Annotated in this window: 26 protein-coding genes and 2 riboswitches; of the genes, 11 read left to right on the forward strand and 15 right to left on the reverse strand. The window is 58.1% G+C overall.

The features are described from left to right. Nucleotides 1-16: 16 nt before the first annotated feature. The 7 genes from ISO4_RS06275 to ISO4_RS06305 are packed head-to-tail and all read right to left on the reverse strand — an operon-like array spanning nucleotide 17 to nucleotide 6,017. Complete coding sequence (locus tag ISO4_RS06275; RefSeq protein ID WP_194855546.1) at nucleotides 17-379, reverse strand: DUF488 domain-containing protein; 363 nt, start codon at nucleotides 377-379, stop codon at nucleotides 17-19. A gap of 44 nt (nucleotides 380-423) precedes the next feature. Next, nucleotides 424-1,419, reverse strand: a complete 996-nt coding sequence (locus tag ISO4_RS06280) for an NAD(P)H-dependent flavin oxidoreductase (RefSeq protein WP_194855547.1) — start codon at nucleotides 1,417-1,419, stop codon at nucleotides 424-426. Further along, a complete protein-coding gene (locus ISO4_RS06285) occupies nucleotides 1,407-1,787 on the reverse strand; it encodes a DsrE family protein (RefSeq protein ID WP_194855548.1) in 381 nt (126 codons plus the stop codon). The genes ISO4_RS06280 and ISO4_RS06285 overlap by 13 nt, the downstream gene beginning before the upstream one ends. Before the next feature lie 2 nt (nucleotides 1,788-1,789). After that, a complete protein-coding gene (locus tag ISO4_RS06290) occupies nucleotides 1,790-2,203 on the reverse strand; it encodes a DsrE/DsrF/TusD sulfur relay family protein (protein WP_067610517.1) in 414 nt (137 codons plus the stop codon). A gap of 20 nt (nucleotides 2,204-2,223) precedes the next feature. Next, nucleotides 2,224-2,550 carry a DsrE family protein gene (locus ISO4_RS06295; protein ID WP_194855549.1) on the reverse strand — a complete coding sequence of 109 codons (327 nt, stop codon included), beginning with the start codon at nucleotides 2,548-2,550 and terminating at the stop codon, nucleotides 2,224-2,226. A gap of 14 nt (nucleotides 2,551-2,564) precedes the next feature. Beyond that, a complete protein-coding gene (locus ISO4_RS06300) occupies nucleotides 2,565-4,262 on the reverse strand; it encodes an NADPH-dependent assimilatory sulfite reductase hemoprotein subunit (protein WP_194855550.1) in 1,698 nt (565 codons plus the stop codon). A 9-nt stretch (nucleotides 4,263-4,271) separates the two neighbouring features. After that, entirely contained in the window at nucleotides 4,272-6,017 is a 1,746-nt protein-coding gene (locus ISO4_RS06305; protein ID WP_194855551.1) for a diflavin oxidoreductase, read from the reverse strand. A gap of 102 nt (nucleotides 6,018-6,119) precedes the next feature. On the opposite strand from ISO4_RS06305, the gene ISO4_RS06310 reads away from it, so the two are divergent. Beyond that, nucleotides 6,120-6,965 carry a LysR family transcriptional regulator gene (locus tag ISO4_RS06310; RefSeq protein WP_194855552.1) on the forward strand — a complete coding sequence of 282 codons (846 nt, stop codon included), beginning with the start codon at nucleotides 6,120-6,122 and terminating at the stop codon, nucleotides 6,963-6,965. A 35-nt stretch (nucleotides 6,966-7,000) separates the two neighbouring features. On the opposite strand, the gene ISO4_RS06315 is transcribed toward ISO4_RS06310, so the two are convergent. Both ISO4_RS06315 and ISO4_RS06320 read right to left on the reverse strand, forming a co-directional pair. Continuing rightward, a complete protein-coding gene (locus ISO4_RS06315) occupies nucleotides 7,001-7,897 on the reverse strand; it encodes an HD-GYP domain-containing protein (protein WP_194855553.1) in 897 nt (298 codons plus the stop codon). A 6-nt stretch (nucleotides 7,898-7,903) separates the two neighbouring features. Continuing rightward, the gene (locus ISO4_RS06320; protein WP_194855554.1) at nucleotides 7,904-8,809 is read right to left on the reverse strand and encodes a flagellar brake protein; all 906 of its coding nucleotides are present in this window, start codon (nucleotides 8,807-8,809) and stop codon (nucleotides 7,904-7,906) included. Between the two features lie 185 nt (nucleotides 8,810-8,994). Beyond that, a riboswitch (glycine riboswitch) is annotated at nucleotides 8,995-9,080 on the forward strand. Beyond that, nucleotides 9,081-9,176: riboswitch (glycine riboswitch) on the forward strand. It begins immediately after the preceding riboswitch. 22 nt (nucleotides 9,177-9,198) lie between these two features. Here ISO4_RS06320 and ISO4_RS06325 point away from each other — a divergent pair. Further along, nucleotides 9,199-9,816, forward strand: a complete 618-nt coding sequence (locus ISO4_RS06325; protein WP_194855555.1) for a trimeric intracellular cation channel family protein — start codon at nucleotides 9,199-9,201, stop codon at nucleotides 9,814-9,816. Between the two features lie 160 nt (nucleotides 9,817-9,976). Here the strand turns inward: ISO4_RS06325 and yecR are convergent, their stop codons facing one another. Both yecR and ISO4_RS06335 read right to left on the reverse strand, forming a co-directional pair. Next, nucleotides 9,977-10,288, reverse strand: coding sequence for a YecR family lipoprotein (yecR, locus tag ISO4_RS06330; RefSeq protein WP_194855556.1), 312 nt, complete (start codon nucleotides 10,286-10,288; stop codon nucleotides 9,977-9,979). Nucleotides 10,289-10,497: 209 nt separating this feature from the next. Continuing rightward, nucleotides 10,498-11,283 carry a WYL domain-containing protein gene (locus ISO4_RS06335; RefSeq protein WP_228547953.1) on the reverse strand — a complete coding sequence of 262 codons (786 nt, stop codon included), beginning with the start codon at nucleotides 11,281-11,283 and terminating at the stop codon, nucleotides 10,498-10,500. Between the two features lie 627 nt (nucleotides 11,284-11,910). Between ISO4_RS06335 and ISO4_RS06340 the strand changes: the two genes are divergently transcribed. The 4 genes from ISO4_RS06340 (at nucleotide 11,911) to ISO4_RS06355 (ending at nucleotide 15,941) form a co-directional block, all read left to right on the forward strand. Then, nucleotides 11,911-12,264: a metal-dependent hydrolase gene (locus ISO4_RS06340; RefSeq protein ID WP_194855558.1), complete on the forward strand. Its 354-nt coding sequence runs from the start codon at nucleotides 11,911-11,913 to the stop codon at nucleotides 12,262-12,264. 423 nt (nucleotides 12,265-12,687) lie between these two features. Further along, on the forward strand, nucleotides 12,688-14,166 hold the full coding sequence (locus ISO4_RS06345) for a hypothetical protein (RefSeq protein WP_194855559.1): 1,479 nt from the start codon (nucleotides 12,688-12,690) through the stop codon (nucleotides 14,164-14,166). A gap of 168 nt (nucleotides 14,167-14,334) precedes the next feature. After that, nucleotides 14,335-14,535, forward strand: coding sequence for a helix-turn-helix transcriptional regulator (locus ISO4_RS17285; protein ID WP_194855604.1), 201 nt, complete (start codon nucleotides 14,335-14,337; stop codon nucleotides 14,533-14,535). Beyond that, nucleotides 14,532-15,941 carry a YfjI family protein gene (locus ISO4_RS06355; protein WP_194855560.1) on the forward strand — a complete coding sequence of 470 codons (1,410 nt, stop codon included), beginning with the start codon at nucleotides 14,532-14,534 and terminating at the stop codon, nucleotides 15,939-15,941. The genes ISO4_RS17285 and ISO4_RS06355 overlap by 4 nt, the downstream gene beginning before the upstream one ends. 8 nt (nucleotides 15,942-15,949) lie before the next feature. Here the strand turns inward: ISO4_RS06355 and ISO4_RS06360 are convergent, their stop codons facing one another. Continuing rightward, nucleotides 15,950-17,095: a hypothetical protein gene (locus ISO4_RS06360; RefSeq protein ID WP_194855561.1), complete on the reverse strand. Its 1,146-nt coding sequence runs from the start codon at nucleotides 17,093-17,095 to the stop codon at nucleotides 15,950-15,952. 444 nt (nucleotides 17,096-17,539) lie between these two features. Here ISO4_RS06360 and ISO4_RS06365 point away from each other — a divergent pair, with 444 nt between their 5' ends. The 3 genes from ISO4_RS06365 (at nucleotide 17,540) to ISO4_RS06375 (ending at nucleotide 19,597) form a co-directional block, all read left to right on the forward strand. Continuing rightward, nucleotides 17,540-17,728: a helix-turn-helix transcriptional regulator gene (locus ISO4_RS06365; protein WP_228547964.1), complete on the forward strand. Its 189-nt coding sequence runs from the start codon at nucleotides 17,540-17,542 to the stop codon at nucleotides 17,726-17,728. Between the two features lie 106 nt (nucleotides 17,729-17,834). Further along, on the forward strand, nucleotides 17,835-18,761 hold the full coding sequence (locus tag ISO4_RS06370; RefSeq protein ID WP_194855563.1) for a metallophosphoesterase: 927 nt from the start codon (nucleotides 17,835-17,837) through the stop codon (nucleotides 18,759-18,761). A gap of 23 nt (nucleotides 18,762-18,784) precedes the next feature. After that, complete coding sequence (locus tag ISO4_RS06375; RefSeq protein WP_194855564.1) at nucleotides 18,785-19,597, forward strand: hypothetical protein; 813 nt, start codon at nucleotides 18,785-18,787, stop codon at nucleotides 19,595-19,597. Between the two features lie 73 nt (nucleotides 19,598-19,670). Here the strand turns inward: ISO4_RS06375 and ISO4_RS06380 are convergent, their stop codons facing one another. Beyond that, a complete protein-coding gene (locus ISO4_RS06380; RefSeq protein ID WP_194855565.1) occupies nucleotides 19,671-21,245 on the reverse strand; it encodes a DUF726 domain-containing protein in 1,575 nt (524 codons plus the stop codon). A 146-nt stretch (nucleotides 21,246-21,391) separates the two neighbouring features. Next, nucleotides 21,392-24,175 carry a PKD domain-containing protein gene (locus ISO4_RS06385; protein WP_194855566.1) on the reverse strand — a complete coding sequence of 928 codons (2,784 nt, stop codon included), beginning with the start codon at nucleotides 24,173-24,175 and terminating at the stop codon, nucleotides 21,392-21,394. Between the two features lie 257 nt (nucleotides 24,176-24,432). Between ISO4_RS06385 and ISO4_RS06390 the strand changes: the two genes are divergently transcribed. Next, on the forward strand, nucleotides 24,433-24,765 hold the full coding sequence (locus ISO4_RS06390) for a helix-turn-helix domain-containing protein (protein WP_194855567.1): 333 nt from the start codon (nucleotides 24,433-24,435) through the stop codon (nucleotides 24,763-24,765). Nucleotides 24,766-24,767: 2 nt separating this feature from the next. Here ISO4_RS06390 and ISO4_RS06395 read toward each other — a convergent pair whose 3' ends face one another. Continuing rightward, nucleotides 24,768-25,211 carry a hypothetical protein gene (locus ISO4_RS06395; protein ID WP_194855568.1) on the reverse strand — a complete coding sequence of 148 codons (444 nt, stop codon included), beginning with the start codon at nucleotides 25,209-25,211 and terminating at the stop codon, nucleotides 24,768-24,770. 267 nt (nucleotides 25,212-25,478) lie between these two features. On the opposite strand from ISO4_RS06395, the gene ISO4_RS06400 reads away from it, so the two are divergent. Continuing rightward, nucleotides 25,479-26,486: a helix-turn-helix transcriptional regulator gene (locus ISO4_RS06400; protein ID WP_194855569.1), complete on the forward strand. Its 1,008-nt coding sequence runs from the start codon at nucleotides 25,479-25,481 to the stop codon at nucleotides 26,484-26,486. Nucleotides 26,487-26,517 lie beyond the last annotated feature (31 nt).

A 26,517-nucleotide genomic window follows, 5' to 3' on the forward strand; every position in this document is an offset into this window, starting at 1 on the left:
CGCCCCTCGTCTGCCACTACGATTTATTCTGAATATACATTTTCAGCGCCACCGCGTTGTTGTGCGCTTCGTCCTTGGCGGCGTAGAGCAGCGTCAGCGTGCCGCCATCAGCGCCTTTCAGAACAGATTCAACGGCGTCGCCTTGTTGGTCCAGTTCGGCGTGGAATTTCTGGTAGAACGCCGCCCAGCGTTTGGGGTCGTGGTTGAACCATTTTCTCAGTTCACTGGACGGGGCCAGCTCCTTGCGCCATTCGTCGGCCCGCAGGTCTTCCTTTTTGATGCCGCGCGGCCAGACGCGGTCCACCAGTACGCGATAGCCATCATTTTTGTCTGCGTCGTCGTAGACCCGCTTGCACTGAATCCGGTGCGGTTGCTTCATACATGCACTCCTTGCGGTTATCGTTTCGCCGGTCACCCTGCGCCTTAGCGCCGGCGCAGGGCCTTTTCAGCGCCGGTGACCAGCTGTTGAATCCTGTGAGCCGCCGGCTCGATGGCGTTGATGGCGCCGCAGGACTGGCCAGCGTAAAGCGCCATGTCGTCCAGGTCGCCGCTGGCGCCCTGTAATGGGGAATCGGTGGAGAACAGGTAGACCGGCTGACCGTCCTGTTCCCCGATGATTTGGTCGCGGCCCTGGGATTTCAAGTCGTCGTAATCCCCTCGGGTAACCCGGTTAGCCAGCACCCGCACCGGTGCCGGTTCGTGCCAGTTGCGGTCGAAGGTCGTGGTGTAAACCGTGTGTTCGCCCCGGGCCTGTATCAGTCGCCGCTTGTGATGATCGTGGGCGTTGGCCTCATGGGTGGCCAGGAAAGTGCTGCCCAGACTGACACCTTGAGCCCCCAGCGTCAGGGCCGCGGCGAGACCTCTGCCCTCCGCGATACCGCCGGAGGCGACGACGGGCACCGGGCTCCAGGGAATCAGCTCGGTCAGCAGGCTGAAGGTGGTCATGCGGCCCCGCACATGGCCTCCGGCCTCGACGCCCTGGGCGATCAGGACGTCCGCGCCGGCGTCCACGGCGGCCTGCGCGTCCCCGCTTGCGCCGATTTGGTGGATAACGCCGACGCCGGCGTCCTTGAGGCGCCGGATCAGCCGCTGATCCACATCCCAGAACAGCACCATCCAGGGCACCGAAAGGTCCAGGCAGGTACTGATCTGCTGCTCAAGCAGCGCCGGCGCCGTGGCGGCGGGAATCAGATTGACGGCGAAGTGTTCAATACCGGCGGCCCGCAGCGCTTCCACTTCGGCGCGTAGGCGATGGGGCGGCTCGCGCACCATGCCCAGCACGCCGAAGCCGCCGGCGTGGGCCACGGCGCCGGCCAGGCGATGACGGGCCACGCCGCCCATGCCGGCCAGCAAAATCGGCCACCGGCAACCCAGCAGGTCGCAAAGCGGCGTGTGCAGGGTCGGTGTTACCAGTGCCATACCTGGTCCGCTTGCTCATAGAGTTCCGCCACCGCGCGGCGCGCGACCGGGCGAACGCCGTTTTGCAGCGCGAGCCCACCCAGGCCGCGCTCTTCCAGATCGTCCTGGATGGCGTACACCGGCACGCCGCTTTCCACCAGGTTGGCGATATCACGGGGCAGTTCCGCCGGCTGGGTTTGCCGCCATGTGCCCAGCGTCAACGCCGGCTGCCGTTCGCGCGATATCGCGTAGTGCACACCGTGGCCGCTGAGCAGCACCATCAGGTCGCCACCGGCGCCACGCATTGACTGTGTCAGCCAGAGAATGGTGTCGTCCTGTTCCTCGGTGGTGGTCCGGTAGGCTTGGTCGATCACTTGCAGTACTTTCATGATTACCTCGTACCGATGGTCAGAGTGTTATGGGCCTCGCTGGCGTAACGCCACAGGTCCGGCGGGCCGCCCCGGCCACAGCCTTCGATGACGTCGTTGACGCCGCGTTCGTCCACGCACAGGCCGCAGTTGATCCACTCGAACCCGATCCCTTTGCTGCGCGCCTTCTCTTGTAGCGCGGCGATCCAGTCCTTGGTCAGCGGGTGATCCTCTTCCTCGCTGTCGCGGTGATGGACGGCGTTGCCGTGCGGCTGCTGTCTGGCGAAGGCCAGCGCCACGGCGCCTTCGTAGGCGAAGACACGCACGCCCGCGCCCCGGTCGAGGGCGGCATCGAGTAGCCGAAAAAAGGTCACGGTCCGCTCGCTTTCAAAGGGCGGCTCCATGAAGGCGAAGGTCAATGTCTTGGTATCACTCATCACAGGCTCCGGTTGGGCGGTTAGTGCCAGATCACTTTATGGCCGGCGAGCATGGCATCGATCACCAGGTCCATGTCGGCGACACCGATCTGGTCCTTGAGATCGGCGTGGTCGATTTCCCGTTGCGCCAGGGCGAATTGATCAGCCCGGACCGTGACGCCCCACAGCAAAAGATCGTCGAACAGATCGCTTTTGGCGCCGCGCCGGGCCGGCGTCACGCCATTCTGTACCAGCAGAACCGCCACCTGATGGCCGGCGTCGTGCAGCTGGCCGATCAGGTCAAACTGATGGTGGGTGCGGGTCTCCGTGAACGGGTCCTGGCTTTGAATAAAAAGATAGTGAGACATGGCAAGCTCCGTTTTCAGAAAGAGGTGAGGGCGACGGGCGTGTCGTCGAGCAGGCCACGACGCACCAGAAAATCGCCGAAGTGTTCGCCGTGGTCCCGCTCTTCGGCGAAGCGCTCCAGCAAAGGGGCGAGCAATTCAAGAAAGCGCTCTTCATTGACGTTGCCCGCGTACAGACGGGCCAGCCGGTCGCCGTGGAAACTGCCGCCCAGGTAGAGGTTGTAGAGACCCGGCGCCCGCCCGGTCAGGGCGATCTCGCCGAGATAGGGACGCGCGCAGCCATTGGGGCAGCCGGTTAAACGCAGGGTGATCGGGACGTCGGCGAGTCCGTACTGGCCTTTGAGGCGCTGAAACACATCCAGCAAACGGGGTGTGTAGCGTTCCGCTTCGGCCATGGCCAGGCCGCAGGTGGGCAGCGCCACGCAACTCAGGGTGTGCGCCGCCTGAGTGTCGGGTGTCAGACGCCATGCCAGGCCCAGGTCCTCCAGGCGCCACTGCAGCTGTTCGAGCTCGTGCGTTTCAATATGGGTCAGTTGCAGGTTTTGATTGGTGGTCATGCGCAAACGGCCGCCGTACTGTTCCAGCAAGCCGCTGATCTGCCCCCGCAGAGCATCGTCCAGGCGCCCGCTTTCGATATAGAGAGTGGCGTGCCAGAGGCCATCGTCGCCCTGCTGCCAGCCCAGCCGGTCTCCGTTGTGCTCAAAGCGCCGTGGCCGCGCCGGCTCAAGGTCGCGTCCCCGGCGGTGCGCCAGTTCGTCGAGGAACCAGTCCAGGCCGAGACGATCCAAGGTGTATTTGAAACGGGCCCGGTGGCGGTCCTTGCGATCACCGAAGTCGCGCTGGATGGTCATCACCGTTTCGCTGAAAGCGGGGGCGTCTTCGGCATCGATGAAACCGATTTCCTCCGCAAGCCGGGGGTAGCTGTCCTCGCGGCTGTCCAGCTGACCCATGCCGCCGCCGACACAAACGTTGAAGCCCTGCAGCTCACCATTGTCGATCACCGCGATCAGGCCCAGGTCCTGGCCGTAGACGTCGATATCGTTGACCGGCGGTATCGCATAGCCGACCTTGAACTTGCGCGGCAGGTAGAGTTCGCCGTAGACCGGCTCTTCGCTGTGCGTGGCGGGAGCGGACTCGCGATACCAGATTTCGGGGTAAGCGCCGGTTTTGGGAATCAGCCTGTCGCTGGTGATGCGGGCCAGTTCCGCGACGCGCTGGTGTGCCCGGGACAAAAACGGATTGGTGCCGCACACCACGCCCCGGCTGTCGTCACCGCAGGCGGCGATGGTGTCCAGGCCGATGTCCCGCAGACCCTGCATCAGCGCACGCAGGTGGGGTTTGCGTACACCGTGCAACTGTACGGTTTGCCGGGTGGTGATGCGGATGCCCCGTTCCGCGTAACGCCGGGAAAGCTCCGCGATTCCCCACCATTGGTGTTTGTCGAGCACACCGCCGGGGATGCGCATTCGCACCATGAACTGATAGATCGGCTCGAGGTGCCGCCGTCGGCGGTCCGCGCGCCGGTCGCGGTCATCCTGCTGATAGATGCCGTGGAATTTCATCAGCAGCGGGTCATCACCGGGAACCGCGCCGGTGAGCGGGTCTTGCAGACCTTCGGCGATGCCGCCACGCAGATAGCGGCTGCGGGCCTTGAGTTGCTCGCTCTCGTTCAGGGCGTCCACGGGCTGGCTGAGATCGGAACTGCGGTCGATCATATGGCCCTCCTAATACAGGTTCCGGTGAAGACGTTTCGCCTTCGAAAGTTGTTTCCAATGGCCGGCGCCCAGGCGCCGGTCGAAGGCGTCGCGTACCCGGGCTTCGGCTTCGGCAAGACGGTCCTTGTCGCCACAGAAGTAAAGATGGGCGCCGCGCTCGAGCCACTCGCTGAGCCGGTCGACCTGCTCCAGCAGCGGGTCGGCCAGCTCCCGACCGGGCTGTTCGGCTTGAAACACTGTGTCCACCCGCTTGAGCAGGCCGTTATCGCGCGCCTCCTGAAAGTCCAGTTGGTAAAGAAAGTCTTCTTCAAAGCGTTGTTCCGCGAACACCAGCCAGCACGGTGTATGCCGGCCCGCCGCCGCCAGGTGTTGCAGGAAAGCGCGGTAGGGCGCGATACCCGTTCCCTCGGCGATCAGCACCAGCGGTGTATCGGGATCGTCCGGCAGGTGGAAGCGCGCATTCCGATGCGGGTAGAGACGCACCGAATCGCCGGCCTGCAGATCCAGCAGGTAAGCGGAAGCGACCCCGGTTTCCCAGCGTCCGGCGAACGGATAGCGGAAGCGCTTAACGGTGAGATGCAGTTCATCGTCGAAGGCGCTCAGGGCATTGGCCAGGTCATAGAGGCGGGGCTGCAGTGGACGCAACGACGCCACCAGGGCCTCGGCGTCGGGCCGCGCCGGGTAATCGCGCAGCAGGTCCAGGACCTGATGCTGTTTGAGCACGGCCCGCTGTGTCCGGGTGCCGCCGGCCACGGCCTCGCGGAGGGCGGCGCTTTCCGTCAGCTCCGCCCAGTACTCCAGGAAACGTCCGCCGGGTATGGTCAGGTCACGGTGTTGGCGCAGGGCCTGCACCAGCGGTTGGGGGGCGCCGTCCACGGTCACCGGTTGCTCGCCGCTCAGGCCGGTGGCGTCCAGCACGGCGGCGATCAGCTCCGGAGGGTTGTCGGCGAGCACGCCCACGGCGTCGCCCGGCGCCACCGCGAAATCCGGAGCCTCCAGAGCCAATTCAAGATGGTGGATGGGGCTGGTCCTGTCGGGCGCGGTGAGACATTGGTTGACCAGGATTTCCGCTTCCAGCGGGCGCCGCTTGTCATAGACCGGCCCGCGCTTCGTGGCGCTGGTTGAAGCGGCCGGGGCGGTGTTGGATTCGCGCTTGGGCAGCTTCTCGATCAGCCGGGCCAGCCATGCCTTCGCCGGGGCTTCGAAATCCACATCGCATTCCTGGCGTTCCAGTAAGCGCTGGCCGCCCAGCGCCTCCAGGCGCGCGTCGAGCTGTCGGCCGGCGGTGCAGAAGTGCTCGTAGGTGCTGTCCCCCAGGGCGAGCACCGCGAAGTGAAGCCCCTTCAGCCGGGGCGCGGTGGCGTCGTCCGCCAGTCCCTCGAAGAACGGTAATGCCGGTTCCGGCGGGTCGCCGTCGCCATGGGTGGCGGTGATCACCACCAGGTGCTTGCGCTTAACCAGCTGCCGGGGGCGCACCCGGGCCAGGTCCTGGACCTCCGCCGCCACACCGGCTTCACGGCATTGTTCGCTGAATCGCTCGGCCAGCTCCCGGCTGTTGTCGGTTTCCGTGCCGTAGGCGATCAGCAGCGCCGGAGCGTCCTCCGGCTTCTGGCCCAAGCGGGCGGTGTCGGTGTTCTGGCCGGCCAGGTAACCGCTCAGCCAGAGCGCCTGCTGGTCATCCAGCTCCTCCAGCAGCGTGTGGATTCGTCGCCATTGCGTTTCCGAAAAAGGCGGCGCCAGCGCGTGCGCGGTCATCGCGGACTCCATCAATACCTGAAGCCGGCAGTATGAACGGCTGCATGATCGCCGAATAATGAAATACAATGGGGCTTAACATTCAAAATATTGATATTAAGCATGGATATCGAGCTGGCTCGCACCTTCCTGGAGATCGTCCGCTCCGGCAGCTTCATGGCCGCCGCCGAACGTCTGCACGTTACCCAGACCACCGTGACCGCGCGCGTCCACAACCTGGAGGGCCAGCTCGGCTGCCGCCTGTTCGTGCGAAACCGCAGTGGTGCCCGCCTGACCACCAATGGGGAGCAGTTCGCCACCCATGCCAGCCAGCTGGTTCGTACCTGGGACGCGGCCCGGCGTGCATTGCCGTTGCCGGAGGGCGCCGGCCAGGTGCTCACCCTGGGGGGCGAAGTCAGCCTCTGGAATCCGTGGCTGTTGAACTGGTTGTCCGCTCTGCGCGAAGCCTGTCCGAACGTTGCGGTGCGCGCCGAAGTCGGCGAGCGCACCACCTTGCATGAAAAACTGGAGCAGAGCGTGCTGGACGCCGCCCTGGTTCATCAGCCTGATTACTGGCCCGGCATGCAAGTGGAACAGTTGATGGAGGAGAAGCTGATTCTGGTGCGTCGCGGTGCCGAGGAAGCGCCTTATGTCTATGTGGACTGGGGCGCGGATTTTCGCCGGCAGCATGACAGCGCCTGGCCGGAAAGAGCCCGAGCCGCGATCAATGTGGATCTGGGGCCGCTGGCGCTGCGCTATTTGTTGCGGCACGGCGGCAGCGGCTACTTTCGCACCAGGGTGGTTCAACCGTATCTGGAGAGCGGTGAACTGGAGCGGGTCCCCGCCGCGCCGGAATTCAGCTATCCGGTCTATCTGGTTTATGCACGGGAGCAGAACTCCGAGCTTACCGCTTCAGCCTTCGCAGCATTGCGCGCGTCGCTGATGGAACAGGATGAACCGCCGAAGTAGTGACGCTTCCGGATCCGCACCTGCCGTAAGCCGGCTTAAAAAAGCGGCTTTACGTCGAAATCGTCCGGGTTGACGATGCCCTCCAGGGCGCCAATCTGGTGGAAGTCCGCGGAGGTCAAAACGGTATCAATGGATGTGTCCTGAAACGCCAGATTTTTTGTGAGCTGCACTTTGTTCGGCATGCCTTTGCCGTCTATATCCATGATCCAGGCCAGAAAGCCGCCGGAGAATTTACCTAGGCTCCCGATAGGGTAGAGCCCGTAATGTTGGATATATTCGACCACAATTCGGGGGTCATAGACATCGGGCTGAGCGTGGATCCACCTGTACGCGTCCAAAGGCGGCCTTGGTGCCGCGCCGTTTCGCTCATGGGTCAGCTTGTTGACAGCCTTAATAACGGATATCAACTTGGTCTGCTCCGACAACTCCGAGGCTATCTTGGCGGCGGGGTAACCACTCCCATCCAAACGCTCATTCGCGTTTTCAATGATGTCCCGGCAAGCCTTTCCAGGCTCCCAATTCAAGTCGGAGAGCTTCTTTAACAGGGTTTGAGAGTGCGTTCTGAGGATCGCTCTTTGCCTCGGGTTCATATTTACTTTCAAAGAAGGCATCTGTCTGCCGATTAAAAGCGGCTTCCCCATGTTGTGGATCAAGGCGCCGATGACTGCTTCCCGGATCAGTGCCGAGTGTGGATCCCGCGCTATCAATATGTCCGCGAAAATGCCCGATGACTGTATCGCATGACGTACCCATTCGGGTTGCCCCCTCAAGAATGAGAGTGCATAGAGCAGCTGTTTCCGGTTGCTCTTCACGCAGTCGATTAATATATCACCACATTCGAACAGCGCGTCTTCGCTGAAGATGCCGCGGTTCTTTATGAACATCATGATGACTTTGAGCTGCTGAGCGACCTTTAACACTTCTGGAACCATGGCGGGCTACCGGGACATTTTGGACTTCTCGCTTTTACTAATACTGGTGGCCGCGGCGACGGTTCTTTTTGCAATGAAAAGTTCCGAAGGTGTGACGTTCTCCTTCAGACCGGACCGGCTGGCGGCTTCCCGTTCGCACTCTGAGATATGTTGGAATATCTCTTTGCTCATGGTGCTGGACACGTCGATGAATTGAAGGCCGACCGCCGCACGTCCGAGGCTGCCGAATGGGCGTATATGGCGAACCCGCCCTTTCGAGAAAAGATATTCGCCATTGGGGAAGGTGATGGCCAGGTCCGGCACTGTCTGCCCCACGTATAATGAAAGACTGTCTTCGATCGACATATCGGCCAGACAGCCGCCCGCGGAGAAGTTCCGAACCCTCGCCTCTATAGTCAGCTCGGCGTCGTAGGCGGAAATCGACACTCTGGCGTTCATGCCGAGTATGAACGGTATTCGCAATGCGCCGCGGCTTTCGGTCACGAACACGGACTCTGGAAGTTGGCACCGAATCAGGTATGTGTCGGCGTCCTTCTTGTGCACCTCCGCCGGAATCCGGTCAAAACTGTGCACCTCTTTTTCGTGACCCTCGGGAGTGATTTTTGCTTCGATGTCGAACGAAAAATAACCATCACGAACGTAATGCGTCAGGTCTCTTCCGGCGGCGCTGACTTCCAGGAGAAGCAGTCCGATTTTTGTATCGAGCCCCGTTACCTCCGCCTTCAAGGAGTGGGCCAGGCGCTTGGAAAATAGAGTTATGTCGTGGTCGTGACTTACCAGGCGCTGGATCACGTTCGCGGTATGGTTGCCATTGGAATGTGACATAGCTGCATACTCGTTCTTATACGCCAGTGTTGGTTTTAGGGCCCTTGCAGCCAGCGGATGTGCCGCATTGACGGTTAGTGTGAACATAGCGTGAAGGTAGCCTGAAAATCGCATTCTGAACAGTGGTTAGTACGAAAAAAGTACGAGCGTTCACGATGTCGCAATACCTTTGTGGCTCGCCACCGTTATTCCGATTCTTGAAATAGGCCCGTCGGCGCGGTGTCACTATGTCGTCGGGTTTCTCGACGGCCGACCTGCCCGCCTCTATACTCCGCTCATCCGCAGGAGAGAGGGCCGCGGGCCCCGCCGAAGGCGCAACCTCCCATAAACGCTCAGGCACAGGTACTGCGGACACCATCCAACGCCGTCTGGAGAGAGGCTGCTCACGCAGTCCACCGAAGGGGCAAGCAGACCCGCTCTGTAAACTCTCAGGTAGCAGGACAGGGGGAGAGGCCAAGTAAACGCAGGAGTACTGTGTGCTGACCTCTGTCTATTTCATTGCCATCACCGCCGAAGCCATGTCCGGAGCCCTGGCCGCCGGACGCCGCAACATGGATCTGTTCGGGGTGGCCGTGATCGCCTTTCTCACCGCCCTGGGTGGCGGTACCGTTCGCGACATCCTGTTGGGCAACTTCCCGGTCACCTGGACCCAGCATCCCAGCTATATCTACATGACCCTCACCGGTGGCCTGGTCACCATTGCGATCGCCCGGTTCATGCGCCACTTGCGCCAGCTGTTTCTGGTTCTCGATGCCATCGGGCTGGTCGCTTTTACCATTATCGGCTGCAATGTCGCGCTGGAACTGGGTTATGAGCCCATCGTGGTGGTCATGTCGGGGATCACCACCGGCATCTTCGGCGGGATCATCAGGGACATTATGTGCGGCCGGGTGCCCCAGGTGCTGCGCCGGGAAATCTACGCCTGTGTGTCTCTGGTGGTGGCCGTGCTGTACCTGTTCCTGCTGCGCCAGGGCGTGGGCGAGGGCGTGACGCAACTGGCCGCGTTCAGCGTCGGCCTGCTGCTGCGCATGGTGGCCATCCGCTGGCGTGTCTCGCTGCCGGTGTTCCGTTATTCGCAGGCGCGCTGGGGTTAGGCTATGGATCAATCGTCCGGTGTAGTCCGTCCTGCTTGGGGTAATAGCAGATGCCTTTGGGGAATAGATTAGAAGGTTAATAACGAGGCAAAAAAGCTGGGGCCAGCGTTAAAGGCTGGCCTCACTTGAAGGATGCAAAGCTGATAGTGGATGCTTCAGTTTAATCCATGCATTGATAGGTCATGGTAACAAAGTATCTGGTGCATCCATACTGGTTCGACTGTTGGCATTGTTCGACAGCTCCTCCAAATGCGTCTGCATCATCATAACCCCAAGCTTGGCAGCGTTGTTGAGCTTTCCGCAAGGCTGCTTCCTCATCAACAGTTGGCTGTTCAAACGAGCCGTACTCATAAGAGAGATGAACTGTGCCATCGGCTTTGCTGCCACCGGTCGGCTGAGGTACCTTTGTCACCGCACAGCCGGAAAAGAAAACGCTTAAAATTACCGCTATGGATGCTGTTCTTAACAACATTAATCCCCCCTGTTGAGCTCTTATTGATTTTGAGCGGGAGAAGATGACACGAGAGTTGTCATAATTCAACGACCTAAACAGGGTTGACTATTACAGAGAAGTTAACGGTAACTCATCCAGCTAATGCATCTCTCGGCTGTGCTCCCCCGTGCCGGTGGTCTACTCACTTTCGGGTGGAAAGCGGGTAGGAGGAGAGAATGCCAACTCCTCTATTCGCCGTAACCCGGTGCAATACTGAGGGTTTCCACTCCATATAGAGCTTGACTGTTCCTAAGCCATAGCTGATAAGCACTTCCTTTGAGTGTTCCTTTGGCGCTGCAGTCGACGTTCCATCTCCGGAGCACGTAACCTGCTACGGCAGCCCGCAGTCTCACTCTCAACACGCCGTTATCCATGTTGAACTCATATTCGGTGGTCTCTGGATTGCTTAAATTGGGGTGTGGTTGAAGTTCAAGTTCCACAATCCGGTTCCACTGAATGTCGTGATCTGGCATCTCCTCGGGTAAAACATTCGACTTCACAAAGAAAGGATTACTAATTCGAGCCAAAACGAAGTCGGTGAACCTCGCCCTATCGCGATCATAAGCTCGGATATGCCACCGCAAACCGTTGTTCACAATCGCGAACGGTGCAATGTCTCTAACTTTGAAGCCGCTGGAGTGAGAACGATATTCAATAGAGATAACTCTCTGGAGGTTTATCGCCCTCGTGATAACCCCCAACAAGTTGGGTTCAATCTCGTTGAGCGTAGTTGGGAGTTCGCTTGGTATGAGGGCAGTGTCTTGTTCGGCAGAGGAAAACTGTCCACTAGAGAGCATGGATAGTGCTTCTATCGACTTGTGCTCAAACAGCGGAACGAAACGGTTGTCCGCTATGTAGCTCTTCGTCGTTTGATCGAATTCCAGAGATTGCTTCCTCTCCGTTAAGTACCTCTCACGATAGTTAGACAGGTCCCGTGTAGCCGCCGCTACGGAAAGGGAAAACGTGTCAACCAAGTCCTGTCTCTTGACACGGCCCAGAAACATTAATCGGAAATCGATGAACGCCAAGCGATTAGACTGATAAGAGCTCATAGGCAAGTGTATACACTGAGTAGAAATATGTAGACTAGTATAGCATGACTCATTTTGGTTTGGTATAAAGATCATAATGATCGCACTATAAGATCATTATGATTTCATAGGAATGAGGGAAAAACATGAGACGGTATAGCGGAAACATGAACGGGGAGCGTTATTGCGGCAATTCCCACAAGATGGAAGTCCACGATTTGGATGATGAAAACACCAATTGCCAGATCGACGAAATTATCCGGGCTGGGAATGACCGGCCGTTCAGCAATCTGGATAGTGCCCATCGCGCAGGACATGACAACTGTGCATGGTGCCTGGGTGGCTCAACACGGTAACCGTGAAGGGCCTTTTAGTTCATTTGTAAGTAATGGAGATAATCGTGGCTACTAACCCCCCGAAAGGTGATGGTCACCGTAATGGCGCCGTACGTGACCGCTCCCAGACGCGTACTCCCTCAGGGCACTACGTCAAGCGGGACACGACCACTGGCCGATTTATGGATCAGAAAGCGGACATGAACCCCTTCAAGGGCGTAAGAAAGGAGAAGTAATGGCTAATGGACCAGAGCACAAGGCAGCGGCGGCTATTAGCTGCCTTGTTGCTCTTTCAGCCGATACTGACCGTAATGACTTGGCCGAGATCTCGATTTCAACGTTTGCCGCGTACTGCATGGGACGTTTGCCAGATATTTTGGAGCCTGCAAACAATCCTCTTCATCGCCGTTTTTTCCACAGTATGGCGATGGGAGGGTTTGTGGCTTATGGCGGCTATAAAGCCTACCAATGGCGGCCAGATTCATGGCCTGAGAGGGCGATGAGGGCGGCCCTTGTTGCCGGTTCGATTGCTTACATATCGCATCTTGCACTTGATGCTTTTACGCCAAGAAGCTTGCCTTTAATGTAGAAACACTTTGGCAGGTAAGCTGGCTGTAGCTTAATCAGGGCATATCTCAAGGTCTATCGTAGATACAGCCGCTCTTAGCAATACCGTTACTGAGCCTGAAACTCCGATACTGACGTAGATGTGGCCCATGAATAGACATACTGAAGAGACGGACCTTCAAGTCTTGATTTACAAGGGAAGAATGGTGGGCCCAGCAGGACTTGAACGCTATGTCTAAGTCTTTGAATCCAAAGGGCTAATTAATAGGTGATTCTTTTTATACCCGCATCCGTACCCATAAAGAAAGTGGGTCAAACATCCGCATTGGTTCAATGCCAAGAAGGCCGGCTTGGTTCCACTGGCCAGGCCTTGCAGACGCATGCGTGCAGTGCCGGTATGCTAGCCTTAATCGTTCACTAATCCAACAGCGGTGGGGGCCGTAACATGACTCGCAATTATGCTTTAGTTCCACTCGCTTATTTGGCTAGCGCCATTGGGTGCAGCTTGTCATCACTAGTGAAACTCATAGCTAAAGGCGAGGTCGAGTTGGATGTGTTTCGGCGTATCGTACCTCGTACGGCATTCACTATATTAAAAAACCACACCGTCAACTCTGAGCCCTATAACATCCCTTTACTAGGTGGGGTAACAAACCATCATCAACCGGATATCTATGCTCTTTCCTTGCCCAAAGTGAGCCTGATAAAACTCGCTGCGGAATCGCGTGCGACTATACGATTCTTTTCTGGTGGCCTAGCTGCATCAGAGGGCAACCCTCATAGAGTCTATGCGATTGATAAAAATTACCTCTCTGAATATCCGGCCCCTGTTTCACCTGAAAAGATCTTTATACGAGATAAAGGTGAGGCGTCTGAATATACGAATCATAAAGTATCTCCTCACGCAGAGCGTGACGTCGAGAAAATGAAGTTATTTGAAGGCGGTTTGGTTTCTATAAGTTGGAACTGCCGTTTGCCGATCCGAACGGCCACACGGGTCATGCCGAAGCTGCGAGTAGTCGAGACAAAAGCGTGGTTTGCCGGTGGTAGCGCGGGTAGCATTGCCGCGCCTGAAAAGGAGGGCGCGACTACTAGCGATTATGTGCCCTTCCATCGGCAGGAGGTTTGGCTAGGGGGATACGATCAGCCCATCTGCATACAAGAGGCCGACAGCAGCTTCTTTCCACCGAAGAGTCCTGCGAGCCCGCTGCGCTACCCCAAATTTTATCCAGAGCAGGGGTACGAAAAACCTGCAGCAACGGACGTCCACTTAGATGATTTGCACATCCTATTCGTCGATGGGATTGAGGTTTTAGAAAGAATATATAAAGAAAGAGAAGACGAAGAAGGAAAAGTAATACGGGATTTTGAGAAAAAAGTTAAAGTTCTGCTCGACGATAGAGACTTCTCGGTAGTGGCGCCGTCGGATCAAGAAGAGCAGCAAAAATGGTTGGAAGCTGGAAAATATGCAGATAATTTAATTCGACAGCAGGTTGACTCCAGCATTGATTTATCTGCCTTTTATAAATTAGCTCATGTGGTCGCCGCAGCACGTTTTTCCTGGCAAGAAACTGAAGTGAAATCGGAGTGTAATGCCGGTCGGCTTAAGACTCTTTTAAAAAAGGACGGCGTCATAGGGCGTAAAAAGGCCGATGTCTTGTCGCCCCTGGTTCGAAGAAGTGTGGACTCATCCAGATCTCTTTATAAAAAGAAACATGACCAAGATAATTGCATATTAAGCACGCATCTTCGGTCTATTCTCGAAATAGTTAGGCAGCTATTAGAAATAAGAAAACAGGAGCAGCTGTGCCGCATGGACATGAAGACGAAGATGGATGAGCTACTCAAATTTTATAAGATAGACGCAGAGGAAGCGTCGGACGCGTTGTATGACATCCTTATCCCAAAAGAGATGTTTAAATGATTGACGCATAACCTGTTGATTGTAAAGGAATAAAAATCCGGGATTGCAGTATTTTCCCCCTTTTCCCTCTTTTTGGAGGCGGCTTCGCCGATACCGTCTGATCTCCAATATAAAGATTAGGAGATCACTGTGATCGAACCAGTAAAGCACCAAAACCATGTCATCAGGATGCAGGCCCTATGCCGAATGGTGGGCTTGTCGAAGTCCTCGATTTACGCACGTCTTGACCCTGGCTCTCCATACTACGATGAGACTTTCCCCAAGGGATTTAAGATCGGTAACTCAGGCCGTTGCCGAGCTCGCGGGTGGTATGAGGCTGATGTCGTACGCTGGGTGAATGCCCAGGCAGGCAAGGAGGTGCTGTCGTGAGCGACGATCTAATTCCGCATGACCGCGCGCACTTTATCATCCATCGTCTCCCGCTGCTTGGCGAAGCCATTCACGAGGCGACTCTGCTCTTCCAAGCACCACGACGGATGGTCGAGATCGCGGCGTTTGGCGCGATCTCGACCGTCGGCCAGTACCTCGTAGATGTAAAGACGCCGCACCAGGTCGTCGGTCCTGTATCGCTTGCTACGTTGACGATCGCTGGATCAGGCGAGAGGAAGTCGGCAGTACAGCGCTGCTTCTTCGAGACTATACGGAGAAACGATGACATTGTGGAGGACCTCTTCGCTGAGGACCTTAATGAGTACGAGGCCAACCTCTCAGAATGGAAATCGAAGCAAAGGAAACTCGAGAGGGCGATGCGGTCTGGTCATGCATCCGCTAAAAACGAACTAGAGAGTCATATAGCGGCCCGGCCTGTACGGCCCCGTAAGCTTATACTAATTTATGAAGACGTTACGCCGATGGCTATGTTGTCCGGCATTCATGAAACCGGTGTGGGAGGACTGGTTACAAGTGAAGGGTCGGTCATGACCGAAGGGCGAACTTACGACAGTGTTCCTCACATGAATGCGTTGCACAGTGGAGATTCTGTCATGATAACCCGCGTCAATAAGCCGTCCCTTAGAATTAAAAACGCAAGGCTGACGATGTCAGTGATGATTCAGCCTGTGTTTTTTGAAGGTGCCACCGGAAAGAAATGGGAAAAAATATATGGGTCCGGTCACTGGTCCCGCTTTCTGATCTGCTATGACAAATCGACCATGGGGCAGCGCTTCTCGAATGGGCGATCCCACGCAACTGATCACATCGCTAAGTACAATAAGAGGATGATTGAATTGATCGACCAGCTTCATGCTGCTTGGAAGCAGCCAGGCTTCCAACGTAAAGTTCTGGAGTTTACCCCTGAAGCAGCCGATTTGTGGGTGAAAACAGCTGATGAGATCGAGGGCCAGCTGTCTCCTGGAGGATTTTACGAGCAGGTGCAGGACCATGGCTCTAAGCTGGCGGAGATGATCGCTAGACTGGCAGCGCTCCTCCACCTCTTCGAAGGTTTTGATGGAGGTATATCTGTTGACACATTGAGAGTAGCAATGGAGGTTTGCCGAGACTGTTCGCATGATTACGTTAAGATCTTTTCGAAGCCTCCCCAGGAGGAGTCGGACGCCTATGTTCTCAATCAATTTTTCGATAAGTATCGCTCTATGAACCAATGGCATTTGCCTAAGAATACGGCGCGTCAAATCTGTCCTAACAGTCTCAGGAAAGACCGTAGGTTCTATATCGCGCTGGAGAGGTTGAGGCTCGACGGTCAGATATCGATATACCTTTGCCCACACACTAGGAAAGAAATGATTTGGCTTGCCCCTGCTGCCGCCTACGTTTGATAGGCATCTTAGGGCGCCCTGCGCGACAGGGCGTCCTGGTCAATCCCGGTATTCGTGCGGATACCTCTATATCTCGGCCCTCGAACGATTCGCAGTGAGCGGATTCTCGTGTCCTGAGTGACCCTTATGCTTTGCTGCTCTTTTCCGAGATAGTTGACAAGCGTATTTAGATTCGCATGTTGTAAAGGATCGCCCGGCCGGAACGACCCTATAGCCAAGTGGTCCTCATGTATCCCCAGCCTGCTAGCGAGCTGACGCCGAGCACTGGCGCTGTTCACGTTGAAGCCGCTGCCGCCCCCCTTAGTGACCACCTTGATCCAGTAGTTAAGGATGTATTTCCCTTTGAGCATATCCTTGTGCACCAGGTCGCCGTCATAGATGAAATAGCCGTGCCAGTGGTATCCCTTCTCTGGCCCATATTCGATCTTCAGGACCGCCAGCACCAGCCCGCCGAAATGACGCTTATTGTGGCGCATGCTTCTCACCATTCGGTCTAGGTCCGATGAGATGCGGTCGGGAGTGACCGTGGGCCTGACTGATTGAAGATAGTTGCCGTCGACACGTATCAGGCGTGCTCGTTTGCATAAAGAGAGAGCGTCCTTCACAGCCGCGTCGATAGCTTCAACGCGCCTCTGTCTCCTGATCCTGAGGTTGCTTCTGTACCTTCGCATCTCGGGCGTGATAAGCCGCTGCCTGATCTGTCGCAGGTACTCAAGGTAGTGCTCATGTACCGTCTTCCCATCTATGTTGGTGTGTAAAGGGAGCCCTGCCAGTGCGCCAACACCCATCCTCTCGTTTACTCCAAGTAGAACGTCAATATCGCGATCAATCTCATAGCCTGCAAAGTAGTCCCTGGTTAGCAACGCGCAGGACTCCACCAGCCGCGTCTTCTCGTTGCGGATGCGCTTTATCAACCCCTGGCCGGTTTCCTGGCGTCGGCTGATAACCAGTCGCTTCTTGTGGAGTATTTCGTCAAGCAGTTTGGTAACGTCCCGCAGCGCCTCCGCCGAATGCGGTGGATTCACGAGGTAGGTGGTGTCCGCGTTGTCGTTTGGGTTGTAGACGTCCAGACCCTTGTCTCGGGTTAGATGGAAGTGGCTCAGAGCATCAAGTTGGCGCTGCGCTTCAGGCGATATGTGGTGCTGTTCGCACATACCTGTCTCCAGATTCCGATGGTTTGGTGAGATCGCTGGGTAGTCAGAACAGGCCATTGAGGAGGGGGGGGCTTTTACAGATAAGCGGGGTAGAGCGGCCATCATTTATATTAATCAAAGTTAAAGAATAGATAGGTCCTGGCTTTCGATGGGCCTGTGTGGTTCTGAGAGCCCCATGAATGCTGGTTTCCCCTCTCTATACTATGGGGATCCGGTGTACGTTCTTACGCAGCGGGCTGGGCACTGGTAAAAGGCCTGACCTGCCGTCGGGCATGGGCCGATATTGGTGCGGTCAGATAAAGGGATAGAGTAAAATGCCGCTATTCCGCTACACGTAGCGGAAATAGCAGGTTTTCTTAAACAGGTACCGTGGTTTTCCGGTTTCTTCGCTGATTGTCTGGCTGGCCCTGTGCCCCGATTATGGAGAGGCATCGAATGCGATTCATGCGTCTATCGGAAGTGATTGCTATAACCGGGCTTTGCCGGTCCTCTATTTACAATCGAATGGCGCTCGGCCAATTCCCAAGATCCGTTTCTTTGGGTGGGCGCGCTGTTGCCTGGGTGTCAGACGAGGTCGACCACTGGATGGCGGCCAGGATAGAGGAGCGGGATAGTCACAAAAGCAGTGACTAACCTGCCTTCTGCGCCGATTCGCGACCTGTTCGTCCGTTCAGTCTTCACCCTCCACCGCCAACCGCCTAAGCTCTGCCCCGGACAGGACGTCATTTTGGGGGAAGTCGTGTACGACATTATTGGGGATATCCACGGTCACGCAGGGCCGTTGAAGCGGCTGCTGGATCGGCTGGGCTATGTGGAGTCCGCCGGCGTGTGGCGCCACTCTTCCCGCCGCGCACTTTTCCTGGGCGATTACATCGATCGGGGGCCGGAGCAGGTGGAGGTGGTGCGTATCGTGCGCGCCATGGTGGATGCCGGCGAGGCGCTGGCGATCATGGGTAATCACGAATTCAATGCCGTGGCTTGGGCTACGCCTGACCCACACCAAGCCGGCGCCTACCTGCGCCCGCATTCCGCCAAGAACCGACACCAACACAGGGCATTTCTGGACCAGGTGGAAGAGGACTCCCGCCTCCACCACGAGATGCTGGACTGGTTCCGTACCCTGCCGCTCTATCTGGAGCTCCCTGAACTGCGCGCCGTCCACGCCTGTTGGCACCCGGAGCAGCTCGGGCGCCTCAGGCCCTATTTGGATCGTGGCGGCCGGTTGCGCGACAACGCTTGGGTCGCCGCTGCCACCAAGGGCGAGCCTCTGTTCGAGGCGGTGGAAACCGTTCTCAAAGGCCTGGAGGCGGCATTGCCGGACGGCGCGGCTTTCCATGACAAGGACGGCCACCCGCGCCGTGAGATCCGCACGCGTTGGTGGCAAGACTCACCTGCCAGCTATCGAGATCTGGCTCTGGTTCCCGAGGCCACCCTGGCCAGCGTCCCGGATACGCCCGTCGCCGATGGGCTGCTGCCTGGTTATGACGGCGAGAAGCCGGTTTTCATTGGTCATTATTGGTTGCGTGGCGAGCCGCGCCCGCTCACGGCGGACGTGGCTTGCCTTGATTACAGCGTCGCCGCCCGGCAAGGGGGCCGGTTGGCGGCGTATCGGTGGGATGGCCGCCACCCGTTGAGCCCGGAGAGGTTCACCTGGGTGGAGGCCTGATAAACGCCGCCGGAGAGGCGGTAATGGAAGTTGATAACCATAAAAAGGAGAACGCAATGAAGGTGTTTAATGCACTCGGCAAAATGCTCTGGGCCGTGCCTCTGGTTGTGGGGCTGGCGGCCTGTGGTGGCGACAGTAGCGATTCGAACGGCATGCTGCCCGACACGAGCGACCCGGCGCCAGAAGGCTTTTACGCGGGGACCAGCGACCTTGGCGCGCAACTGATCGGCGTGGTGCTGGATAATGGTGATTACTATGTCCTGTACGGCGAGGACAGTGGCGGCATCTATAAGCTTGAAGGGGTTGTTCAAGGCCGGGGCACCGCGCGCGGCGACCGCTTCACTTCCTCAAACGCCCGTGACTTCAACTTCGTGGATGGCCAAGTCTATGAAGGCAGCCTGGATGCGACCTTTACGCGCAAGCAGAACCTTACCGGTGAAGTCGTGGAGGACGGAAGCGGGGACGAGGTCGGGTTCAGCTTGGCCTATGAAGACAGTTACGAGCAGACTCCGGACCTGACCGAGGATGCTGGCACCTATGAGGGTACGGCCCTGAACCCGGGCGGCCAGGGCGATGCTGAGGTTGATATCGATGCTCAGGGCAACTTCTCAGGCGTGGACGACTTCGGATGCACGTTCAACGGCACAGTGGCCGCCCGAGAAAGTGGCGACGTCTATAACCTGAACGTAACGTTTGACGGTGGTACCTGTACCTATGATGGAGAGACACTGCAGGGCATCGCGATTGCGCAGGATGGGGATTTGATTGCTGTGGCGCCCACTGCGGATCGGACCGGCGGCATCTTCTTTATCGGTCAGATCCCGCCCGTGATTTGATCGTTGACCGGCCCCGTTCAGCCGGGGCCGGCTACGACATGGCAAAGCGGTTTGCCCGCATGTACGAGTGAATTTAGTTCACCTGCAACCGAGCGAGCACTTCTTTCAGGTTGGGCTTCCAAGCATTGTGCCCATCAATGAGATCGGAAAAATCGATATTCCGGACAGAATCATACGAGCAGGATGCGAGGCCGAGCCCAGCGGGCTTCGATAGGCCTACGGTCGTCGATTGATAGAGACGCCGAAGTATCTGGTCCTTGCTGGAGTAGCAGTTATAAATCCCTTCTGAGACCGCAGACGCAGCCGAATCCCAGGATTCCACATCAGTTCGCCCAACCGCACCGCCCATGAGAATGGCTTTATCAACAAAGCGTTTCTCGGGATCTTTGGTGGCCAGGGCCAGCAGCGCAAAGAAAACCACGCGGGCACCCAGCGAGTGCCCCATGAGTGTGAACGTCTGCCCTTCCGTACGGCTGATGGCTTCGGCCAGCAAAGTGCCGGCCTTTTCGGCGTTTAGCATTGCCGAGTGCCAAGGATTGCTGGCAATTTCGCTGGCCGTGAGAGCGTGGCCAACCAAGGACACGTTCTTGGCAGTTTGTTTTGACGCAAAGCCGGCTGCTTTGGCGGCCATAGACCTTGACAGCCAGTGCCCTCCAGTGCCTGAGAAGGCCTTGCCTAGCTTAAGCAGTGTTTTGGATTCCCAGGACAAATACCAAAGCCCACTGTCCTCGGAATAACCTTCCAGGCCTTCGCACCAGTCGTGGCCGTCCTTGTCGTTCTCCGTCATAAAGCCGTTTACAACGACTATCCGATGGCCGCTGTCTTTCACTGGAGCGCGCCGGTAAAAGAAGCCGTAGTCCGGAATGTCCTTAAGGTAGGAGTTGGCGATGCCGAAACCGGCACGTCCTCCCAACCCTGCCCCGGTGGCTGTGATAATACTAAATCCCACTGGTCCGATGGCGGACAATGAAGCGCTGGTGAGTGCTGCGCCACTCAGGCTTGAAATCGCCGTTCCTGTACTGGCGGCACCCAGAATGCCGGCGGATCCCAGAGCTGCTGCTATACCGGGAGCCACGAAGACAGCGCCGGTGCCGACAGCCGCCACGCCACCGACGATCATGCTGGCGTTCTTGGCGAGTCCGTAGAGGTTGCGCGATTTGGGTTCCATCAATCGCCTGAACTCACCGAGTTCTTTGATTTTATCGTGGGCGCGCTCGAAGTTCGGTATGCTGCCGTCATGTTCTGCGCAAAGCTCGTGGTTCCAGTTATCTTTAAGGAGCTTGGCTATCCTGCTTTTCTTATTTTCGGACGGTTCTGAATCTTCTGCCTTTGAGACAGCTTTGGCCATGTTATCGCAGAACCGGCAGGGTAGGGTGCTCAGCTCGCAGTTCTGGCAGACGTATGTAGAGCGGCCCACGGTGCGTTTAACGCTTAAAACATGATCGCCATGTGTGCCGCACCAAGAACACCATGAGGTGAGGGTCTTCGCCGGTTCCTCTGCGACCTTGTCACGAACACCGTCATAGACTCCTTCTACAGAGTTCCTACCGATCTCATAGGCGCCTTCCGCGCGGTCCTTTGCTTCATCGTAGACTTGGCCAGCGGCCCGTTGGGCAGCAGTTAGGCCTTTTTTGGCTTTATCGAGCACGATTTATCCCCCTGTTGAGTACTCACTGAATTATTATTGGCTTCTTTTGAAGACCGAAAAATATAGCTCTGGTGTCCACCGTTATCAAATAGAGGTCAGTACGTAGTGGTTAAGGCCCCATGCCAGTGGCATGAGGCCTGTCACTGCTAGCGTAAATTAAGAGTGTAACGGCTACTGAAAGCGTCGCCGGTCTCATCCACCAGGAAGGCGAACTCGACCTGCACGGACGCGTCAACGTGCTCCACCAGCAGGCTGAACGACAACGTCTCGTCGGCCTCGATGGTTTGCCCGCTGCTGATTCCGGAGAAGCGAGCGTTCAGGCCGGCCGGTAAAGGCCCGCCGTCGACTCTTGTCACCTGGACATTTCTGAGGCTATAGCTCTGGCCTTGGGCTTCCAGTCGGAACCGGGCCAGCTCGATGGTGCCGCAAGTGCCGGTACAGGCCCGATCTATGGAGCTATTACTGGTGTAAGGCAGGCCCACGTTTCTCCAGGAGGGAGGATTGAACACATCGCCTTCGTCGTATTGCTCCATGGCCAAGGTCGGTTCCAGAGCGGTGATGCGGACAGTGTCTTCCTCGCTGGTGGCCTCTCCGTCGTTCACGGTCAGCTTGGCCACGTAGTCTCCCGCCACATCGGGTGTGAAGGAGGGGCGCGCCGTGGCGGCATCGCGTAATGACACCCCGCTGCCGGCGGGCAGGCTGCTCAGTGACCAGGCGTAGGTCAGGGTGTCGCCATCGGCGTCGGAGCTGCCGCTGCCGTCGAGCTCAACGCGGTTGCCGGTGTAGACCGTGGCATCCGCCCCGGCGTCGGCAACTGGAGCGCTATTGGCGGTTTCCGAGGTCACCTGGACCCGGTCGGTGCCTTCCAGCTCACCGTCGTCGACCGCCAGTTCCAACACATAGGTGCCGTCCAGGTCCGGGGTGAACGCAGGGGTGGCAGAGGCCCCATCAACCAGTGTCGCGGCGCTCCCGGATGGCCGAGAGACAAAGCTCCATTGGTACACCAGGGTGTCGCCGTCCGCATCGCTGCTGTTTGAGCCATCCAGAGTGACAAGCGTGCCGGTCATGGCATTTTGGTCACGGCCGGCATCGGCCACTGGCGCCGCGTTGGCTTCCGCTGCGGTCACGGTGATGCGATCCTCCGCACTGTCCTTCTCGCCATCGTTGACGACCAATGCTACGAGGTAGCTGCCAGCGATATCAGCGGTGAAGGTTGGGGCCACGGCGTCGGTGTCGGAGAGGCCGGCCGCGCTGCCACTCGGCGTGGATACGAAACGCCAGGTATAGGTGAGGGTGTCGCCGTCCGCGTCGCTGCTGGCACTGCCATCCAGGGTAACGGTTGTCCCCTCTACCACCGCCTGATCGGCGCCGGCATCAGCCACTGGCTTCACGTTAGCGCGGGTGGCCGTGATGGTCGCTGTCTGCGCGGTACTGTCGAGCGCCCCATCGCTGACGACCAGTTCCAGCACGAAGGTGCCGGGCTGATCCGCAACAAACTCCGGGGACACGCTGCTGGGATCGCTCAAGGACGCGGAACTGCCGTCGGGCCGGCTGACGAAGCGCCATTGGTAAGACAGCTCGTCACCGTTCGCATCGGAGCTGGCGGACCCGTCCAGTCGCACGGTCTCACCTTCCACCACCTCCTGGTCGTCGCCAGGGTTGGCGATGGGGGCAGCGTTACGCTCGGTGGCAGTGACCGTAACCCGGACTGCTTCGCTCTCATCCTCACCATCGCTGACCACCAGGCTGATCACGTAGCTGCCGGGCAGATCCGCCTCGAAGGATGGCGCCACGGTGTCCGCGTCATCCAGGGATGCCAGGCTGCCATCGGGAGTGGACACAAACTGCCACTGATAGGTCAGCCGGTCACCATCTGCATCCTGGCTGTCTTGACCGTCCAGCGTGACGCGATCACCTGCAACAACGGCTTGATCGGCACCGGCATCTGCGACGGGCACCGAGTTTGCTTCCGCAGCGGTAACGGTCACGTTATCTGGAGTGCCTTCGGCTTCTCCGTCGTTGACGATCAGTTCAATTACGTAATCACCGGCGGCGTCCGCCTGGAAGCTGGGCCGAGCGGTCTCGGTATCACCCAGCGTGGCGGCGCTGCCACCAGGGCGTGACACGAAACGCCAGTGATAGCTGAGGGCGTCGCCGTCCGCGTCGCTACTCTTGCTGCCATCCAGGGTGACGGTATCACCTGCGACGACGTTTTGATCCGCTCCCGCGTCCGCGACCGGAGCGCTGTTGGCAGTGGTGGCCATAATGACAACCTCATCCGCGCTGCTATCGACCAGGCCGTCGTTGACCACCAGGGCGAGGCGATACTCGCCATCCTGATCCGGCGTGAAGGAGGGCTGGACGGTGTCCACTTCCTGCAGGTCTGCGGTGCTGCTCGCGGGACGGTTGGTGAAGGACCACTGGTAGGTCAAGGTATCGCCATCTGCGTCGCTGCTGTCGCGGCCGTCGAGTTGGACGGTTGTTCCCGTGGCGACATTCTGATCCGGCCCGGCGTCCGCTACCGGAGCACTGTTCTGGACGGCAGCCACCACCTCAACCGAGGCGGCTTCGCTATCGGCCTGGCCATCGTTGACGACCAGGGTGACTACATAGCGGCCCGACGCGTCCGCTGGGAACCGGGGTTTGGGAGTACTTACTTCCGTCAGCGTGGCGGCGCTGCTTTCCGGTAGCGTGGTTATTTCCCAATGGTAGCTGAGGGTATCGCCGTCGGGGTCCCGGCTGGCACTGCCATCCAGCGTGACGGTGTCGCCGACTTTGACGTTCTGATCGGCCCCGACCTGAGCAACCGGGGCGTTGTTTGAGGTGCCGGAACCGCCGTCTGGCGCCGGAGCGCTCGAATCCGAGCTCCCGCCACCACAACCGCTCAAAATCAGGCCCGTAAGCAGGCCGTAACCGATCCTTCGAATCATTGTTTTTGCTCCCTATTTTATTGCGTTTCGGGTTTCAGTTATGCGCCGGCCGGGCTCAGCCCGGGCGCACGAACCCATGCCGGGAGTCCCCGGTTGGGTTAGGAGTGCTCTCGGATGCTCTGATATGAGCGGCGGGTCACAATCCCCAAACTCTAAAAGTATGGATTTACCACACATTCAGAGTCAAGATAAGCTGTACGACAGAGGTTCGGGCGTGCCGTACTTTGTGAGGGCTGATCGATACCGAGGCCCCGCTCATGTCAGGTTTCCAGGAACGTCTCAAGTCCGCTCGACAGCGGTTGGGTTTGACCCAGGAAGCGCTGGCCGAGGAACTTAATGTCACTAAAGCGTCCGTCTCCGCATGGGAGAACGGCCGCGAGAAGCCTGGCTTTCGGTTGTTGCCGAAGCTCAGGATTGTTCTTGATGTCTCTTTGGACGATCTGATCTGCGGCCTGGATGCCGACCGAGAATTGCTGGCCGAGCAGCCCTTGGTCGCCCGCAATGAAGGTGAAGCCGATCTGCTAAAGGCCTATCGCAAACTTCCCGCTAAGCGACGCAAGGCTTGGCTCGAGCTGCTTGGGAAGGGCTGACATCACTTATCAGCTCCATCGCCAGGTTCAGCCCGCGCCTCGAAAAAACGATCCACCAAATAGCGGATCACCGCATCGGCCTCTTTCTCGTCCGGCAGCTCACCGTCGTTCAGAATCAAGTGGTAACCCAGCAGTTCGCCGAACTGTGTCACCACTTCCTCTTCGAAAGGCCGGTCCGGCCAAGCCACCTCCCGCAAGCGATCGCGACTGAGCAACCAGAGCCGATCCAAATAGCCGCAACTTTGAGTAATGAGCTCAGCTCGGCTCTCCTTCCAGCGCAGGAGCACATGCTCACGTCGCTCTGGATTGCGCGAGGAGACCATGAGCCCCTCGTAGAGGAAAGCGCCCCAGACCGCCGCCAGTGGGCGCGGTACGTGCTCCTCCCGCAAATCCACGGCATCGCTGGCCTGTTCTGTGGTATGGGGTCGCTTCAAGTCCTTTGTCATTGCTTTCCTAACGCTGGTTGTCCGTTTCGCAGGGGGCGTGGGCCAATTGGGTTCGCCGCAGTGGGGGTGCGATCCAGGCTTGGATTCATAAAGCATCGCTCTTTGCCTTCTACTGTTCATTACGTTTTGGTGTAATTGCCGTCCGCTGATCGTTGTTGGCGGGGCGACATCGTTCGACCGCGATAACCCGAGTATGGATAGCGGGGCGACAGTATCTGTCGCAGCGATCGAGATACTAAAAACATGGGAATTCTGGGGATTTGTTGTATGTCGGTTAGCGCCTCTATCAGTAATAAGACCTTCCGGATGCTGGCTTTGCTGCATGCGTTGCCGCGAGCACCGAGGAAGGCCACCAGCGCGGAGCTCAAAGAAAAGCTGGCGAACGATGGCCACAAAATCAGCAAGCGCTCGGTGGAGCGTTACCTTGAAGAACTGAGCTCGTCCCACGAGTTCGGCGCCATGCTGCGGTGTGATGACGCCTCGCAGCCCTACGGCTGGTCGATCCACAGCGAACGCAATCTTTCTATCCCCGGCATGGACGCACAGATGGCGGCCACCTGGGACCTGGTGCACCGCTATCTGAAGCCTTTAATGGCGAAGGATGCGCTAGATAAGCTCGATCCGGTCTTTCGCGAAGCCAGAAGCTGGTTCGAGAAGCACCGGCCCATTGGCAAACGGTACTGGTCGGACAAAGTCGCCTATGTGCCCCGTGGCTTTGCGTTGCAGCCGGCCAAGGTGGCGCCGGGTATCGCGGATCAGGTCTATGACGCCCTCCACCGCAACCGGCAGATGGACATCTGGTACAAGGACAACGCCGAACCCCAGCGCGTCCACCCATACGCGCTGGTCGATCGCGGCGCGGTACGCTATCTGGTGGTCAGATTCTGGCAGTACGAGGACTACCGGCACCTGGCGCTGCAGCGGCTCCGGAAAGTCAGGGTGCTCGACGATGAGGTCGACAGAGCGGGGGATTTCGATCTGGATCGTTATCTCCGGGATAGCCAGATGAATCTGCCGTATGGGGAGACCATTGAAGTCGTGCTGAACTTCAAGGGTCGGGCCGGCGATCACCTTTACGAGACACCGATTAATGCCAGCCAAAGCTTGCAGAAACTTGATGACGGCACTCTTCTTACGGCGCACCTCGAACACACGCAGGAGCTTGTTTGGTGGATCCTGGGCTTTGGCGCCAGCGTAGAAGTGGTCGAGCCGCTAGGCCTTCGGGAAGAAGTCGCTGACGAGGTTCGGCGCGCGCAGAAGCTGTATAAAAAGTAGCCGCCCGAGCGGAGCAGCCGACACGAGGACC

Origin of the sequence: Alloalcanivorax venustensis ISO4, assembly GCF_015356855.1 — a bacterium.
GTDB lineage: Bacteria > Pseudomonadota > Gammaproteobacteria > Pseudomonadales > Alcanivoracaceae > Alloalcanivorax > Alloalcanivorax venustensis.